Source organism: Bacteroides timonensis (assembly GCF_000513195.1).
Taxonomy (GTDB): Bacteria; Bacteroidota; Bacteroidia; order Bacteroidales; family Bacteroidaceae; genus Bacteroides; species Bacteroides timonensis.
The window spans coordinates 1-17,003 of record NZ_CBVI010000120.1 but is presented as its reverse complement, the minus strand read 5'-3'; the positions used below and the strand labels follow the sequence as shown (position 1 = coordinate 17,003).

At 41.6% G+C, this 17,003-nt stretch carries 15 protein-coding genes; 11 read left to right on the top strand and 4 right to left on the bottom strand.

From position 1 onward, the window contains the following. Positions 1 to 46 precede the first annotated feature (46 nt). The 4 genes from BN161_RS21975 (at position 47) to BN161_RS21960 (ending at position 2,342) form a co-directional block, all read left to right on the top strand. Positions 47 to 472 (top strand): amino acid-binding protein, encoded by a 426-nt coding sequence (locus tag BN161_RS21975; RefSeq protein ID WP_044270270.1) that lies wholly within the window; start codon positions 47 to 49, stop codon positions 470 to 472. Positions 473 to 623: 151 nt separating this feature from the next. Beyond that, positions 624 to 1,439, top strand: a complete 816-nt coding sequence (locus BN161_RS21970) for an outer membrane protein assembly factor BamD (RefSeq protein ID WP_007213881.1) — start codon at positions 624 to 626, stop codon at positions 1,437 to 1,439. Positions 1,440 to 1,461: 22 nt separating this feature from the next. Continuing rightward, entirely contained in the window at positions 1,462 to 1,797 is a 336-nt protein-coding gene (locus BN161_RS21965; protein ID WP_007213882.1) for a DNA-directed RNA polymerase subunit omega, read from the top strand. Positions 1,798 to 1,874: 77 nt separating this feature from the next. Beyond that, entirely contained in the window at positions 1,875 to 2,342 is a 468-nt protein-coding gene (locus BN161_RS21960; RefSeq protein WP_044270268.1) for a DUF4293 domain-containing protein, read from the top strand. Between the two features lie 119 nt (positions 2,343 to 2,461). Here the strand turns inward: BN161_RS21960 and BN161_RS21955 are convergent, their stop codons facing one another. Continuing rightward, a complete protein-coding gene (locus BN161_RS21955) occupies positions 2,462 to 3,145 on the bottom strand; it encodes a porin family protein (RefSeq protein ID WP_044270335.1) in 684 nt (227 codons plus the stop codon). Between the two features lie 26 nt (positions 3,146 to 3,171). After that, positions 3,172 to 4,950, bottom strand: coding sequence for a LysM peptidoglycan-binding domain-containing protein (locus BN161_RS21950; RefSeq protein ID WP_044270266.1), 1,779 nt, complete (start codon positions 4,948 to 4,950; stop codon positions 3,172 to 3,174). A 56-nt stretch (positions 4,951 to 5,006) separates the two neighbouring features. Between BN161_RS21950 and BN161_RS21945 the strand changes: the two genes are divergently transcribed. The 4 genes from BN161_RS21945 to BN161_RS21930 all read left to right on the top strand — a co-directional run bounded on the left by BN161_RS21945 (position 5,007) and on the right by BN161_RS21930 (position 10,808). Further along, a complete protein-coding gene (locus tag BN161_RS21945; protein WP_081743772.1) occupies positions 5,007 to 5,840 on the top strand; it encodes a gliding motility-associated C-terminal domain-containing protein in 834 nt (277 codons plus the stop codon). Continuing rightward, the gene (gene uvrA / locus BN161_RS21940) at positions 5,841 to 8,669 is read left to right on the top strand and encodes an excinuclease ABC subunit UvrA (RefSeq protein ID WP_044270264.1); all 2,829 of its coding nucleotides are present in this window, start codon (positions 5,841 to 5,843) and stop codon (positions 8,667 to 8,669) included. Positions 8,670 to 8,672: 3 nt separating this feature from the next. After that, positions 8,673 to 9,152 carry a Cys-tRNA(Pro) deacylase gene (gene ybaK / locus BN161_RS21935; protein ID WP_044270263.1) on the top strand — a complete coding sequence of 160 codons (480 nt, stop codon included), beginning with the start codon at positions 8,673 to 8,675 and terminating at the stop codon, positions 9,150 to 9,152. A 93-nt stretch (positions 9,153 to 9,245) separates the two neighbouring features. After that, on the top strand, positions 9,246 to 10,808 hold the full coding sequence (locus BN161_RS21930) for a peptide MFS transporter (RefSeq protein ID WP_044270261.1): 1,563 nt from the start codon (positions 9,246 to 9,248) through the stop codon (positions 10,806 to 10,808). An 81-nt stretch (positions 10,809 to 10,889) separates the two neighbouring features. Here the strand turns inward: BN161_RS21930 and BN161_RS21925 are convergent, their stop codons facing one another. Then, the gene (locus tag BN161_RS21925) at positions 10,890 to 11,390 is read right to left on the bottom strand and encodes a GNAT family N-acetyltransferase (protein WP_044270259.1); all 501 of its coding nucleotides are present in this window, start codon (positions 11,388 to 11,390) and stop codon (positions 10,890 to 10,892) included. Between the two features lie 246 nt (positions 11,391 to 11,636). Here BN161_RS21925 and BN161_RS21920 point away from each other — a divergent pair, with 246 nt between their 5' ends. Beyond that, complete coding sequence (locus BN161_RS21920) at positions 11,637 to 11,963, top strand: PadR family transcriptional regulator (RefSeq protein ID WP_044270256.1); 327 nt, start codon at positions 11,637 to 11,639, stop codon at positions 11,961 to 11,963. A 52-nt stretch (positions 11,964 to 12,015) separates the two neighbouring features. Next, positions 12,016 to 13,137: a PspC domain-containing protein gene (locus tag BN161_RS21915; protein WP_044270253.1), complete on the top strand. Its 1,122-nt coding sequence runs from the start codon at positions 12,016 to 12,018 to the stop codon at positions 13,135 to 13,137. A gap of 57 nt (positions 13,138 to 13,194) precedes the next feature. On the opposite strand, the gene BN161_RS21910 is transcribed toward BN161_RS21915, so the two are convergent. After that, the gene (locus BN161_RS21910) at positions 13,195 to 13,989 is read right to left on the bottom strand and encodes a DUF4238 domain-containing protein (RefSeq protein WP_167332564.1); all 795 of its coding nucleotides are present in this window, start codon (positions 13,987 to 13,989) and stop codon (positions 13,195 to 13,197) included. A gap of 643 nt (positions 13,990 to 14,632) precedes the next feature. Here BN161_RS21910 and BN161_RS28280 point away from each other — a divergent pair. Beyond that, complete coding sequence (locus tag BN161_RS28280; RefSeq protein WP_052356391.1) at positions 14,633 to 16,795, top strand: helix-turn-helix domain-containing protein; 2,163 nt, start codon at positions 14,633 to 14,635, stop codon at positions 16,793 to 16,795. Positions 16,796 to 17,003: the final 208 nt, after the last annotated feature.

The following is a 17,003-nucleotide window of genomic DNA, read 5'->3' as shown; positions in this document are numbered from 1 at the left end:
TAATTTATCATTCATCATTCATCATTCATCATTAATAATTAAGATTATGGTAGCAAAACAACTTTCTATTTTCCTTGAGAATAAGTCCGGTCGTCTGACGGAAGTGACTGAAGTGCTTGCGAAAGAAGGTGTCAATCTTTCCGCTCTCTGTATTGCCGAGAATGCTGATTTTGGTATTCTTCGTGGCATTGTATCTGAACCGGATAAAGCATATAAAGCTTTAAAAGATAATCATTTTGCCGTGAATGTGACGGATGTGGTGGGCATTAATTGTCCTAATATTCCGGGTTCGCTGTCAAAAGTCCTGCGTTTTTTGTCCGATGAGGGTGTTTTCATTGAATATATGTATTCATTTGCCAATGGTGAAACGGCGAATGTCATTATTCGTCCCAACGATATGGAAAACTGTATTCGTGTGCTGACTGAAAGGAAAGTAGATTTGCTTGCGGCGAGCGATTTGTATAAATTATAATGACTGTTATTTTAGACTGTTTATTATCCCGGTTCGTCGTGAATTGATTGGCGTTTGTCGGTCATTTCCTGGTTTTTGAAAAATTAAGGTTCGTATCATTGGTTTATTCGGTGCGAACCTTTATCTTTGCACATTATTTGAAAAGCTAAGAATGAAGAAGAATATCTTAATAACTTTGCTTGCGGCAGTGTTGCTCTCCTCGTGTGGAGAATACAATAAGCTGTTAAAGAGCACCGACTATGAGTATAAGTATGAGGCGGCAAAGAACTACTTCGCAAAAGGACAGTATAATCGTGCTGCAACATTGCTTAATGAGTTAATTGCTATCCTTAAGGGTACGGACAAGGCAGAGGAATCCCTCTATATGCTGGGTATGAGCTATTATAATCAGAAAGACTATCAGACAGCCGCCCAAACATTCGTTCAATATTTTAATGTATATCCTCGCGGTACGTTTACCGAACTGGCACGTTTCCATGCAGGAAAAGCATTGTATCTGGATACCCCTGAACCCCGTCTTGACCAGTCTGGTACTTATGCCGCTATTCAGCAATTACAAATGTTCATGGAGTACTTCCCGCAAAGTTCAAAGAAGGAAGAAGCTCAGGATATGATATTTAAGTTGCAGGATAAATTGGTGATGAAAGAATATCTTTCAGCCAAATTGTACTATAACTTGGGTAATTACCTAGGAAACAATTATCAGTCTTGTGTAATTACTGCGCAAAACGCTTTGAAGGACTATCCTTATACAAACCTTCGCGAAGACCTGTCTATTCTTATTTTGCGTGCCAAATATGAAATGGCCATATATAGTGTGGAAGATAAGAGGGCAGAGCGTTATCGTGAAACGGTGGATGAATATTACGCTTTCAAGAACGAGTTTCCTGAAAGTAAATATATGAAGGAAGCCGATAGAATCTTTAAAGATTCAGAGAAGATATTGAATGAAGATAAACAGAGTTAGGATAATATTAATTTAGATATTTATGGATTACAAGAAAACTAATGCTCCCAGCAGCACGGTTACCCGTGACATGATGGAGTTGTGTGCAGATACCGGTAACGTGTACGAAACCGTATCTATTATAGGTAAGCGTGCAAATCAGATCAGTGTGGAAATCAAAAGTGATCTTTCCAAGAAGCTGTCAGAGTTTGCTTCCTATAATGACAACCTGGAAGAGGTATTCGAAAATCGGGAGCAGATTGAAATTTCACGCTATTATGAGAAATTGCCGAAGCCGACATTGATTGCAACGCAAGAGTACGTTGAAGGTAAGATCTACTATCGTAACCCGGCTAAAGAAAAAGAAAAATTACAGTAAATGAAATTACTGCAAAGGTGTGCCCGAGTAAAGTTTGCTTAGGCACACCTTTGTTGCTTTAACAAAGAAAAAGAACTATGATACAACGAATTCAATCTGTCTATTTATTGATTGTGACAGGCTTGCTGATAGCGGCTATGTGTTTGCCGGTAGGGCAATTTATAGCTTCGGATGGAGTTACTGCATTTGTTTTTAAGCCATTGGGTGTGACGTTGGCAAGTGATGCCTTTCAATCTACATGGGGATTATTTGGAATTTTGTTTTTGAGTACTGTTGTGGCATTCTGTACTATTTTCCTGTTTCGTAACCGGATGTTGCAAGTTCGTATGACGGTATTCAACAGTATTTTATTGATTGGATACTATGCGGCATTTTTCGTATTTATGTTTATGTTGAAAGATGATTTGGATGCGATGTCTTTCCAATTAGGTTGGGCACTTTGTCTCCCCGCAATTTCTATTGTTTTGAATTATTTGTCTTTCCGCGCTATTTATCGTGATGAAGTAATGGTGAAAGCAGCGGATAGTTTCAGATTGAGAAAATAAGAGAAAGCAGATAAAAGAGAAACGTCCCGGGATTTCGTACAGAAGTCTCGGGACGCTTATTTTGTATTGGGGAATTTCTTTTTCTGTATCGAGTGATTTATTCTTCCGTATTAGGGGATTTATTTTTTGAGATCAAACAGATAGGTTATTTTCGCTACTATAGTGCCGTGTGCTGAACGGGAGAAATAGTCTTTCTTGGTGCTTTTGTAGAAGTCGGACAGGGCATAGTAGTACCTGCCCTCTACAAGGAAATTACCGGCTTTGGTACGTAGTTCCAATCCGGCACCACCGGTAATACCATAATCGAATTTGTTTTCTACATTCTTATCGTGTTGCTCAGGAGTAGAGGTATAGTTGTTCCATGCGTCATTCTTCTTCCTGGTATCACTGATAAAAAAGCCTATTTGCGGACCTGCATGAACGAAAAATTGCACTCCACGGTCTCTGCCGAATGCCAGATGTGCCAGAAGCGGTATCTCTACGTAATTCATCTTGCGTATATATTCCAGTTCGGGGTGATCTTCATCGAATTCACTCCAACCATGTTGAGAAAAGTTCAGTTCGACTTGTGCGCCACAAATCATGCTGAAGTATTTCTCGGAGATATAGCGTGCTGTTAAGCCTCCGTTGATACCCATCAGGCTTTTTTGCCGGACCGTAGGAGAGAAGCTGACGCTATTGATATTGATACCACCGTTGAAACCTACTGCAAAATTCTGGCGTTGTTCGCCAATCTGTGCATGACTGGGCAAAGCCCATGCGGCAAGCAACAAGACAGCCCCTATACTATTTTTCATCTTCATTGTCTTTGGATTTAAAACTTCTGTAATCAATCATAATCCAGTTTTACCAACTCATAATTCTTGGTGAAACGTACAAAGAATACTTTCTTGTTGATGAATCCACCCCAATTGTTTACACGTTGGAATTTGAATCCGGTCTGGATAGGCACCAGATCCATGCGTTGCATGTTCTTTTCTAATTCAGAACCATAACGCGACAGACCTTTCAGGAAGAAATAGCCAGTATCGAAGCCCAACATTCCGAATTTGGGATAGCGTTCGTCCATTTCCTTACCGTACCATCTGCGATAACTCTTCGTGAAATTGATGGCGGCAGGTAACAGGTTGTTGGTATAGAATGATGAATAGAAGTAAGTATCCAGTTCGAAGAATGCTTCCAAGTGATCTTTTGTATAAGTTTGCCATTCCGGATAACCGAACAAATGAATATTGCTTTCCGGATTATCGCGAACCAACAAAGTCAATTGGGGAAGTATCTTTATCAAAGTCATATTGTTTCCCGAAGTGGGAATGAATATATTTTCCCGGTCGGTACGTAATACTGTTTTCAGAGATTCTACCGTTGCATCCTCTTTCAATGATTTCATAGGAATGGAGCGATTTTTCAGTTCGTCTTTCAGACCTTTGATAAATTCTACTTTATCTTTTGTGCCCGTGCTGGCTTCTATAAAGATTACGTTAGCATTCGGGAACTGACGTACAAAGTGATCGTACACTTCAGAATAAAGGTATGATTGAGGAGTATTAATCTGATAAATGGATGGATTGCGGAATACGTTATTGTCTTTGGAGGTAAACGGTACTACCAGGCGAATATCATTCTTCTGTGCAAAATCTGCCAAAGGCTTGACTTGCTGCTGGTGTAACGGACCAAAGATAATATCCATATCTTTCATTTCTTTTTTGGAAAGAATAGAGTTCAGAGACGCATTCTCAGGTCCTGAGTTGTAAGTGTATAGATCAATGGAAACTCCACTGCGTTTCAAACTGTCTACGGCCATAAGGAATCCTTCGTAGTACTCTATCATGCGTGCCGCTTCACTTTTGGAAACATCCAGGAAAGGAAGGATAAGGGCGGCTTTGATAGTGCTGAAGCGTTCTGTTTCTTTTTTATTTTCGCTGAATAATTCACTGTTGCTGGGTGCTACCTGTGGTTGCGCAGGTTTCTCTACTTGTGCGGTAGGATAAGGAATACATAGGAAAGTACCTTTTTTAATCTTATCTTCACCTTGCAATTCAGGGTTGGCAGCTATTAATTCTGCCTCTGAGATGCCATATTCACGACTGATGCTGTATACGGTTTCTTTCCGTTTTACCTTATGCATATCCCGGCAACGTGATTGTACGGGGCCTTGGATAGTGGGGATGGCAACCTCTGTAACATTTTCAGTGGTGACCACATCGGTTTCGCTGGCAGAAGGTATGCGTATTACCTGCCCGATGCGGAAGTTTTCCGCACTCAGTCCGGGATTGGCATCACAAATGGCTTTGGCAGACACACCGTACTTGACGGTTAGCCGATAGAGCGTCTCGCCTTGTGCTATGGTGTGAAAGGTCTCTGTCTGAGTATTGGCAGCTGTCCGTGGAATACGGAGAGTGCGTCCTACAAATATTTTTTCATCGCTTCCTGGATTCAACTTCACGATGTCCGACTGTGTGACACCATACATACTGGATATGGAATAAAGGCTTTGCCCTTTTTCAATGGTATGCAGAAAATATGACTGGTTCTCTTGTGCAATTGCTCCGAGACTGCATGCGCCGGCAAGCAGCAAAGAGCAGAAAATTCGGTTAATCGTTCTCATTCGATATCGTTGGTTTACGTTTACAATTTCCCAAAGTAGCTGCAAAGGTAAGAATTTTGCCTAAAATTAACGAAAGGAATGCGTTAAGAAATAATATTGTGCATTTTAAAACTGAAAAATCCTATGTATCCGCTGATATTCGTTTGGAAACCGTTATTTTTGCAGGTATTATGCGATGCGGATTGTTTTCATATATCGTTTGTGCGGCAATGTTGCTGCTTGGACATTTACCGGTGTGGGCTGACGGGGGAAAGACAGAACTGTTGGATATGTCTCCCGTGGCAATCTTGCTTTCTGAAAACGGAGCAATTCCTGAAGAGAAAGTTACCATTTCGCCAGATGATACATATACCGGCGCTGCTCCTCTTGAATTCCGATTCGTGTGGAGAGACGAAGATTCCGGAGGAGAATCGGACGAAACGGTAAATCTGCGTTATGAGTGGAATTTTTCTCGCGACGCTGCTTTCAACGATATCTTTCTGACACGTTTTGATGCTGAAACTATTTATAGTTTTCAGGAGTCAGGCATGTTTTATGTCCGTCTGATTATAACGGATATTGAGACGGAAGAAACGAATATTTCCGGTACTTTTATGATCCGCATTACTGAATCGGAGCTTAAAGTGCCGAATGCTTTTTCTCCTAATGGCGACGGAGTAAATGATGTGTTTCGTGTAAAGCACAAGTCGCTGGTTCGCTTCAATGCGTATGTTTTCAACCGCTGGGGACAGGAACTTTACCGCTGGGGATTGCAGAATATAGATGCAGGATGGGACGGTACTGCGCATGGAAAGAATGTTCCTGAAGGTGTTTATTTTATAGTGGTAGAAGCGGAGGGAGCAGATGGAGTTAACTACAAGATTAAAAGTGATATTAATATATTAAGATAAATGACAGAAGAAACAGAATACATCAATGTATATGGTGCGCGCGTGCACAATCTAAAAAATATCGATGCGGAAATTCCCCGTAACAGTCTTACCGTTATTACGGGACTGAGCGGAAGCGGTAAGTCGTCCTTGGCATTCGACACGATTTTTGCCGAAGGACAACGCCGGTATATCGAAACATTTTCTGCGTATGCCCGCAATTTCCTGGGAAATCTGGAACGTCCCGATGTCGATAAGATTATGGGATTGAGCCCGGTTATTTCTATTGAACAAAAAACTACGAATAAGAATCCCCGTTCTACAGTAGGTACTACGACGGAGATTTATGATTATTTGCGTTTGCTTTATGCACGTGCCGGTATAGCCTATTCCTATCTTTCAGGTGAAAGAATGGTAAAATACACTGAAGAGCAAATCCTTGATTTGATCCTGAATGATTATAAAGGCAAGAAAATTTATATTCTGGCTCCATTAGTCCGTACTCGTAAGGGACATTATAAGGAACTGTTCGAACAGGTGCGTAAGAAAGGGTATCTCTATGTTCGTGTAGACGGTGAAATCAGGGAGGCATTACCCGGCATGAAGCTGGATCGCTATAAGAATCATGATATAGAAGTGGTTATTGATAAGCTGGTTGTGACGGATAAAGATGATGTTCGTCTGAAAAACAGTGTGGCTACCGCGATGCAGCAAGGTGACGGCTTGTTGATGATACTTGATTTGCAATCTGAAAATGTTCGTCACTATAGTAAACGGTTAATGTGTCCTGTTACCGGGTTGTCCTACCGTGAGCCGGCACCCCACAATTTTTCATTCAACTCTCCGCAAGGTGCTTGCCCTAAATGTAAGGGATTGGGAGTTGTGAATCAGATTGATGTGGAAAAAGTGATTCCGGACCGGGAACTTTCTATATACGAAGGAGCTGTCATTCCATTAGGTAAGTACAAGAATAGCATGATTTTCTGGCAGATTGCCGCTTTATTGGAGAAATATGAAGCTACCCTGAAGACTCCTGTTAAGGAATTGCCGGATGAAGCCATTGATGAAATTCTCTACGGTTCGGATGAGCGTATTAAGATTAAAAGCTCTCTTATCGGCACTTCCTCCGATTACTTTGTAACGTTTGAGGGTGTGGTGAAGTATATTCAGATGTTACAGGAAAAGGATGCTTCCGCCACTGCGCAAAAGTGGGCGGAACAGTTTGCTAAGACTACTGTATGCCCTGAATGTAAAGGGGCGAGATTGAATAAAGAAGCCCTTCATTTCCGTATCCATGATAAGAATATCTATGAACTGTCTTGTATGGATATCAATGAGCTTTACGACTGGTTGATGAATGTTGATCAGTATCTGGATAATAAGCAGAAACAAATTGCTGTTGAAATATTGAAAGAAATCCGCACCCGTTTGAAATTCCTGTTGGATGTAGGGCTGGATTACCTTGCTCTTGACCGTGGTTCTGTAACCCTTTCCGGTGGTGAGAGCCAGCGTATCCGTTTGGCTACCCAAATCGGTTCGCAATTGGTGAATGTGCTTTATATCCTTGATGAGCCTAGTATTGGCTTGCATCAGCGGGATAATCAGCGGCTTATTCATTCTCTGAAGGAGCTGAGGGATATCGGTAACTCCGTCATTGTTGTGGAGCATGATAAGGATATGATGATGGCTGCCGATTATGTGATTGATATGGGTCCGAAAGCCGGACGCTTGGGTGGTGAGGTTGTTTTTGCAGGAACTCCGAAGGAAATGTTGGAGACACATACGCTGACATCACAATATCTCAATGGTGAACGTGAGATAGAAATGCCCAAAAAACGTCGTGAAGGTAATGGACATAGCCTTTGGCTGCGTGGTGCACGGGGGAATAACCTGAAAGGGGTGGATGTGGAATTTCCTCTTGGTAAGTTGATTTGTGTCACCGGTGTATCCGGTAGCGGAAAATCTACGCTTATCAACGAAACATTGCAACCTATTCTTTCGCAGAAGTTCTATCGCTCGCTTCAGGATCCCTTGGAATACGATAGCATCGAAGGATTGGAAAACATCGATAAGGTGGTAAATGTGGATCAGTCTCCGTTGGGACGTACGCCGCGTTCTAATCCGGCCACTTATACGGGAGTCTTTTCTGATATTCGTAATTTGTTTGTAGGATTACCGGAAGCCAAGATACGTGGTTATAAACCGGGGCGCTTCTCCTTTAATGTGAGTGGCGGACGTTGTGAAGCGTGCCAGGGAAATGGTTACAAAACAATTGAAATGAACTTCCTGCCCGATGTATATGTACCCTGTGAAGTTTGTCATGGCAAACGCTATAATCGTGAGACATTGGAAGTGCGCTTCAAGGGAAAATCTATTGCTGATGTACTGGATATGACCATTAACCGTGCGGTGGAGTTCTTTGAAAATGTGCCGCAGATTCTGAATAAGATTAAGGTGATACAGGAAGTCGGTCTGGGATATATAAAGTTAGGACAATCTTCCACTACACTTTCCGGTGGTGAAAGCCAACGTGTGAAATTGGCTACGGAACTTTCCAAGCGAGATACGGGAAAAACCCTTTATATCCTTGATGAGCCTACTACCGGACTTCACTTCGAGGACATTCGTGTACTGATGAATGTGCTTAATAAATTAGTGGACAAAGGTAACACAGTGATTGTCATCGAGCACAATCTGGATGTTATTAAGATGGCTGATTATATCATCGATATGGGCCCTGACGGTGGTAAGGGTGGGGGGCAACTCCTCAGCTGCGGCACACCGGAAGAAGTGGCGAAAAGTAAGAAGGGATATACTCCTAAATTCCTGAAAGAAGAATTGAAAGGATAAGTTATGAAAATCAATAAGACGAATGCGGCGAGGCTTTTGGATAAAGCCAAAATACCGTACGAACTCATTCCCTATGAAGTGGATGAAAACGATTTAAGCGCTATTCATGTGGCGGACAGTTTGGGGGAGAATATCGAACAGGTATTCAAAACCCTTGTCCTGCATGGTGATAAGAATGGCTATTTCGTATGTGTCATCCCCGGTGAGCATGAGGTAGATTTAAAATTGGCTGCTAAGGCTTCCGGTAATAAGAAGTGTGATCTTATTCCGATGAAAGAATTACTTCCTTTGACGGGATATATTCGTGGTGGATGTACTCCTATCGGCATGAAGAAACCTTTTCCTACATATATTCATGAATCTTGTCTCAATTATCCTTATATCTACATAAGTGCAGGTCAGCGTGGCCTGCAGCTTAAACTTGATCCAAATGATTTAATTAAAGAGGTGCATGCTGAAGTTTGCATCCTTTTTCATGACTAATTTCACTTTTTTACAGGTTATTTCAGCAAAATGTATATATTTGCATTTAATAAACGAAAGTCAATCTAATTACTAATTTAAAAACTTATATCTATGTTCAAGAATCATCCTAAAGGTCTGTTGGCAGCTGCTATCTCCAATATGGGCGAAAGGTTCGGCTACTACATCATGAATGCCGTACTGGTACTGTTCCTCTGCTCCAAATTCGGCCTGAGTGACGAAACCAGTTCCATTATCTACTCGGTCTTTTATTGTGGTATCTATGTACTGAGTTTGGTAGGCGGTATTATTGCCGATAGGACGCAAAACTATAAAGGAACAATCATGTCAGGATTGATAGTGATGTCATTGGGTTATGTCATTCTATCTATTCCTGTACTGTCTACTACTGAAAATATTGGTTGGTTGCTTCCTTTGACTTGTGTTTCTTTGTTTTTCATTGCTTTCGGTAACGGACTTTTTAAAGGAAACTTACAGGCTATCGTAGGTCAGATGTACGACAACCTTGAAAAAGAAGCTGAGAAAAAAGGACCTGAAGCCTTGAAGCTGGCTAAGAGCCGTCGTGATTCTGGTTTTCAGATATTCTATGTATTCATCAATATTGGTGGTTTGATTGCACCTTTTGTTGCTCCCCTGCTTAGAGAATGGTGGCTGAAGGTTCATAGCATGATGTATAATGCTGATCTGCCTGCATTGTGCCATCAATATATTAAGGAAGGTGCCAATATGGCTTCCGATAATCTCTCTAACCTAAATGAACTGGTTGTCAAAGTAGGAGGTACGGTAACAACTGATTTGAGCGTTTTCTGTACCCAATATCTTGACGTATTTAATACAGGTATCCACTATTCGTTCATAGCTTCAGTAGTAGCTATGCTTATTTCTCTTTTCATTTTCATTGCGTGCCGGAAGGTGTTCCCTACACCGGGCAAGAAGGAAAAACTGGAATCGGTGACTTATACACCTGCCGAGAAAGCAGCCATGGCAAAGGAGATAAAGCAACGTCTGTATGCACTGTTTGCTGTATTAGGTATCGTGATTTTCTTCTGGTTCTCATTCCACCAGAACGGACAGTCGCTTTCACTTTTTGCCCGCGACTTCGTAGTGACCGATAGTATTGCACCCGAAATTTGGCAGGCTGTGAATCCATTCTTTGTGATAGTACTTACTCCGCTCATCATGCTCTTCTTTGGTGCGCTTTCCCGTCGTGGTCAGCAAATTTCTACTCCTAAGAAGATTGCCATTGGTATGGGTATTGCAGGACTTGCCTTCTTATTCCTTACTATTTATTCGGCAATGCAAGGTTATCCTTCAGGCACTGAGTTTAAGGCGATGGCTGACTCTGCCAAAGCAGGGTTGAAGGCTGGTCCGTGGGTGCTGATTGTGGTTTATTTCTTCTTGACTGTAGCTGAGCTTTTCATTTCGCCGCTTGGTCTTTCATTTGTTTCTAAGGTAGCTCCCAAGCATATTCAGGGCTTGTGTCAAGGCTTGTGGCTTGGTGCAACAGCGATAGGAAATCTCTTTTTATTCCTTGGTCCTATGATGTATAATAAGATTCCTATCTGGCAGTGCTGGACTGTATTCTTTGTTATTTGTCTTGTGTCAATGGGTGTTATGTTTGCCATGGTAAAATGGTTGGAACGAGTAACGGAATAATTAGAAATTGAAAATTAAAAATTAAAGGCTGCGCAAGATTCTCTTTGAACTGCGCAGCCTTTAATTTTTAATTATTAATTTCTAATTGATCTCCAGCCCCATTATGAAGTCATTCATATAATATCCGTTTCCTATCGAAAAATCCCCTTCCCTCAATTTCCTCATTCCCATACGTTCATAGAAATTCAGTGCTTTGTTGTTGCGGTTTACATTTAATTCCATCAAGCATGGGCCGGGATGTACTTCCTTGATATATTTGACGGCTTCATGGAATAAGAAGCTACCGCAATGTAATCCTTGAAAGGAGGGGAGTACATATATTTTCTGTAAATGGAAGAGGTCTTCACCTTGTTGTTGCACAGATACATAACCACACACTTCGTTGTCCTTGTATCCAATGAAATATACATGCCCTTCTTCTTCCATTTGCTTGCGGATGTTCTCTATGGAGTACATCCATTCCATCATATAATCGTTTTGCTCCGGTGAAAGTATGTCCTTGTAAGTCTCCGGAAATATCTGCCATGCGAGTTTATGAATCAACTCACAATCGGCTGTAGTTGCTTTTCTGATAGTTAACATAGTTCGTTGTATTTATATCTTTTCCGCAAAGATACATTTTTCTCTTATATGTTATTCTCTCCCTTGGTGCTTTATTAATAAGGTGTGAATAGATAATAGTGTTAATTAAATAAAATATAAGGTACTTTGTATTGCATAGTACTAATATAATGCATATATTTGTGTCATACAAAGAAAAGCTCTATTTCAATCAGTTGCTATCTTTGCTGTAAAATAGAAAATTGTCGAATCGTAAACCAATAAGAGATGGACGTAAATAATGTAAAGTCGCAAATGCGTAAAGGCATGTTAGAGTATTGCATCATGCTACTGCTTCGCAAAGAACCGGCCTACGCTTCGGATATTATCCAGAAACTTAAAGAAGCCAAGCTAATCGTAGTGGAAGGAACGCTTTACCCCCTGCTCACTCGTCTGAAGAATGACGATCTATTAAGTTACGAATGGATAGAGTCCACACAAGGACCGCCACGTAAATATTACAAGCTCACCCCAAAAGGGGAAGTTTTTCTTGGAGAGTTGGAAGTCTCCTGGCGTGAGTTGAATGAAACAGTGAATCATATAGCCAACTATTAGATTCAGGATATTAAAAACCTCGTATCAGTATAAATTTAAAAAACGAATAGCAATGAAAAAGACATTAACAGTAAATTTGGGCGGAACTGTTTTCCACATTGATGAAGACGCCTATCGCCTTTTGGATAACTATCTATGCAATCTGAAACTGCACTTTAGAAGACAAGCCGGTGCTGACGAGATTGTAAATGACATTGAACTCCGCATCTCTGAACTTTTTTCAGAGAAGCTGACTGCTGGCTCTCAAGTGATCACTATAACCGATGCAGAAGAAGTAATCAATCGGATGGGTAAACCTGAAGAGATGGAAACAGGTACGGAAGAGAATGCTGCTTCCGGTTCCGGAAATACGAAGGGTGCTTCCGGTGAAGGTTATGGTTCCGGTTCTTGGAATAGTGATACTAATTCTTCTTACACTTCGACCCGTCGCCGTTTATATCGCAATCCGGATGATAAAATGTTGGGTGGCGTGATAGGGGGACTTAGTGTTTATTTAGGCTGGGATTCTACCTGGTTCCGTTTGATTCTTGTTTTTTGTGCAATCTTTGGTTTCAAGTTCTTGATCCCTATCTATATCATTTGCTGGATAGTGATTCCCGAAGCTCGTACGGCGGCTGAAAAGCTGAATATGCGCGGCGAAGCTGTTACGGTAGAGAACATTGGAAAGACTGTAACTGATGGTTTTGAGAGAGTTTCAAATAATGTAAACGATTATATGAAGTCTGATAAACCTCGTACTTCTATGCAAAGGACCGGTGATACGTTGTTAATGATTGTCGGTTGGTTCCTGAAGATCTGTCTGGTTATTGTGGCTATCATTTGCAGTCCGGTACTGTTTGTTTTCGGTATTGTATTTGTGGCTTTGCTCTTTGCCGCTATTGCAGTTGCTATTGGTGGTGGTGCAGCGTTGATGTCCTGGTTCCCGGCTATTGATTTTGTATTACCTACATCTCCTTTGTCAGCCATCGTACTATATATTGCAGGTATCCTCGTAGTGGGTATTCCTCTGGTCAGCCTTATTTTCGCAATCTTCCGTCCGGTATTCAATTGGCAACCCATGGTTTCCGGGTTGAAATGGACATTGCTTATTCTGTGGATTGTTAGTGCTACCATCTTCTTTATCTGCTATACCATGCAAGGATTTACATTCCCGGAATTGCTGATGCGAGGGTAACAGATTGTTATTTTAGTTTTTCTGGGGGAGGTTGTGTCAGCGTTTTGACACAACCTCTTAATGTTTTGGTTTTAGAAAAAGTGAAAAATCATTTTTAGGAGAGAAAATAAATCTTTCAGCGTTAATATATTGATATTTATTCACTTGATTCTCGTATGCGCTATCCACGATGGAAATAGTCTTATCCATCATAATGGCATCAGGGAAAAACGAAGGATTATAGTACTCAAGAATTAGATTTGGAGTCAAAGGGAAAAACAAAGAAAATTCATCTTGATAAAAATTGACATCAAAAACAGCTTTGCCTTTGGCTCCAAGTTTGTGAATGACGACCGGGTTATCAGACGTGAATAAATTCCCGTTGGTAGAAACCCGTATGAGTATGCAGTACGATGATATTTTAGCATAAAACATCCGCCATAAATATGTATTTAGGTATGTTTTATCTGCGTGAGTGAATGCAACATCTAAGCCTTTAATATCTTCAGAATCATCTAATCCCTTCTCTTTACGTTCCGATTTAAGAACATATCTTATTAAAGAATTCACGCTTTCTATGGAATGTCTTTGACGAGGAGATCTATGATATTGAACAAATGAGCTAAACGCCAAATCATATAATTGCTCGTTGGAAAATCTGATGGAGGCAATAAGAGTATTGTCTTTGAGAACAGAATCCACTAAAGACTCTATAGTTTGAATTATAGATGACAGTTTGGGCTCTACGTAGTTCTGAAAAAAATCTTTTTCTAAAGCCATTGACTTTAGACCTCTATTGTTATGTTGGTTGGCTTCATCAATAGTATAAAAATTTTGTCCAACGCAAACATCACTAATAGAAATATCTTTCACATAGTCTCCCCAATTTTCAGGACCGATAACGGACGGCGTATCTTTATTCGAGAAAGATAATAGGTTTGCTGTAAGTAGCTTGTAATCAAGCTGGAATGAAGAGGTAACAGAGTTGTAGGTAACGAGTTGGTAACGGTGCGAGGTGCTTTGCGTTTCTTCGTTCTGCTCTGATAACTTGATGCAAATGTACAAAATTGGACTGAAAACAGGAAATAAATAGGAGTTTTTTTTATTGGGGAGGGACTTTGATAGGGGGAGAAAAGACTGGAAATGAGAGGTGCAAAAAAATGGGTTGCACTGGGTAATTTTTTGGTTTTGTAAATTTCTGATTATCAGGGTGCATTTTACTGGTGCAAGGTGCAGCTATATATATAGATATAGCTGCACCTTGCACCAGCCCCGTGAATTGGCTAAAATAGACTTGTTGAATTTCTCTTTTGAGGTAGTTGGCGATAGGAAATGTGGGGACTTGCATACGGCTCGGTGAATTGAGCTATGTGGGGGCTTGCATACGGCTTGGGGAGTGGAGATATGAGGGTACAATGTGTCATATATTGAAATCAATATGTTTGGATGTTGCGATAATCGTGGATTTTATGTTACTTTTGCAAACGATTGTCAATGAACGCAAAACGATTGAATTATGAAGAGCCTTTATCACATACGTTTGTATATCCGGATGATTATAATTGTCTGCATGGCGGGGACGAATGCTTTTGCAGGGAATAAATCTTTGACGGAGAACAAATCTCTTTCTGAGAACGAATCTTTGACGGAGAATCATTCTCTTCCCGACAGCCTGATAACGGATGACTGTGTATATGAATATACCTTTTCGGACTTTGACAAGGCGGAACGCATCATGAAGGAACTACGGAAGCGGAAGAGCCTGCCGGACTACCGGCTGGACGTAACGGAAGGCGACCTGTATTACAACAGAGGGTACTTCCACCGTGCGCTGAAATATTATAAACGTGCGCTGGATAATGATTCCGTCCGGCTGAATGACGAACGCTACATGGAGCAGATTCACCGTATGATTTCTCTGTATGATTACCTGCACAATGATGTGGCGAAGGCTAAATATATTGATACGCTACTAAAGAAAGCCGAACAGTGCGGCAATGCGCCCATGAAAGCCGTAGGGCTATTCAATATGGGAAAGATGCTCTATTATCAGGGAAACAAAGATAAAGGTTACGAACTGATGAACGAGGCTGCCGCGCAGATGGAGCAGACTGACTACCGGCTGAAGTATGACAACCTGCGCTATCACTACAATACCCTGTTCGCATTCCTGTTACGGGACTGCCGGTATGAGGAAGCCCTCGCCACCCTCGAAACTCTGAAAAAAGTAGTGACCAGCCAAACGGGTGCCGAGATTCCGATGGAAGGACTTGCCGACAAAGAAAAGAAGACACTGTATGCCCAATACGCCAAAGTGCTGGTGTCGCTTAAACGTACAGAGGAGGCTGACGACTACTACCGGCGCTTTCTCGCTCTTGCCAAAGAGAACGACTACGACAACCATGTCATCATGACTTATCTCTTCAACCGCAAGATGTATGATGAACTCATCAGCATGAGCACCAAGCGAGAGAAAAAACTCGCTGCCGAAGGAGACACGGTGACGTATCACATGACTACCGTAAAGAAATTCCTCGGCAGGGCATACGAAGAAAAAGGGAATTATCGTGCCGCTACACGCTACTACAAAGAACTTGCGGTGCTGCGCGACAGCATCAAGAACCGGGAGCAGAAAAGCACGGCACTGGAACTGGCTGCACTGTATGAGACGCACGAGAAGGATCTGATTATCCAACAGCAGGATTCCGATGCGCAGATTCGTAACTTCTGGCTGGCGCTGGCAGTGTGCGTTACCGTTCTACTGAGCATTATTCTGTGCCTTGGCATACGTTACTACCGGAAGATACAGTTCAAGAACAATGCCTTGGTAAAGAATATAAATGAACTATTGCACTATAAGGATGAAATTGATCAGGCAAAAGATGCCAACCTTGCATTGAAGCGACAAGTCACACTATTAAATAACGCTTTGGAAACTTTGCAAGCGAAACAAAAAGAACCGCTCCGGGGTGATAAAGAACTAAAAGTCAATGAAATTGCTACTGCAACGACAGACAGGGCTGCAACGGTATACAGGGCTGTGAAAACAGAAATGGCTGTAAAGGTTGACAAGGCTGTAACGGCACAAAGGGAAACGGATACAACGGGAACAAATATATTTGCAGAAACGGAAGAGTATTTGGAAAGGGAAACAAATGCAGAAGCGGATGCGAAGGAATGTTTGGAAAAGGCGGTATGTGGTGATACGATAGATGGTGATAAGATGGATGGTGATACGATAGATAGTAATGGTGATGGTGAAAATGAGAATGCAGAACCGAGGGATGGTTGCATGGATGCGGAACTCGGTGCAGAAGCCGGGGATGAACGCTACGGCAAAGAACTGTATGAGCAAATGGAACATCTTATCATCAGCGGGCAACTATACCTTGACCCTTCGTTCAGTGGTGAAAAGGCACGAAAACTTGTCGGGATTCCTCGCAACCGGTTTGTTCCCTTCATTAAACAGTATACAGGCGACCGTTTTCTTAAATATCTGAACAGACTGAGGATATACCATGCCGCCCGATTGTTGCAAGAAAATCCGGACTGCGGGATAGAAACCGTTGCCCGGGAAAGCGGCATTCCTGCCCTGCGCTCCTTTCATCGACTGTTTTTGGAGGAATTTGAGGTTACACCGACGGAATACCGAAAGAAGAGCAAACTCTCTGATAATTAACCGAATATCGCTAAAATGATACCAAAGCGGTGCAAATTTGGCACAACAAGGTGCAGAATTGGCACAACAAGTCCCTTGAAAACCATTGCGTTGCCATTTATTTTATCTACTTTTGGAGCACGAGAACGATTAAAAAATGTGTGTACCAATGAAAACAAATTGCATTGACATATTTAACTCTATTTGTTTGGAGATTAGAAATAATTTC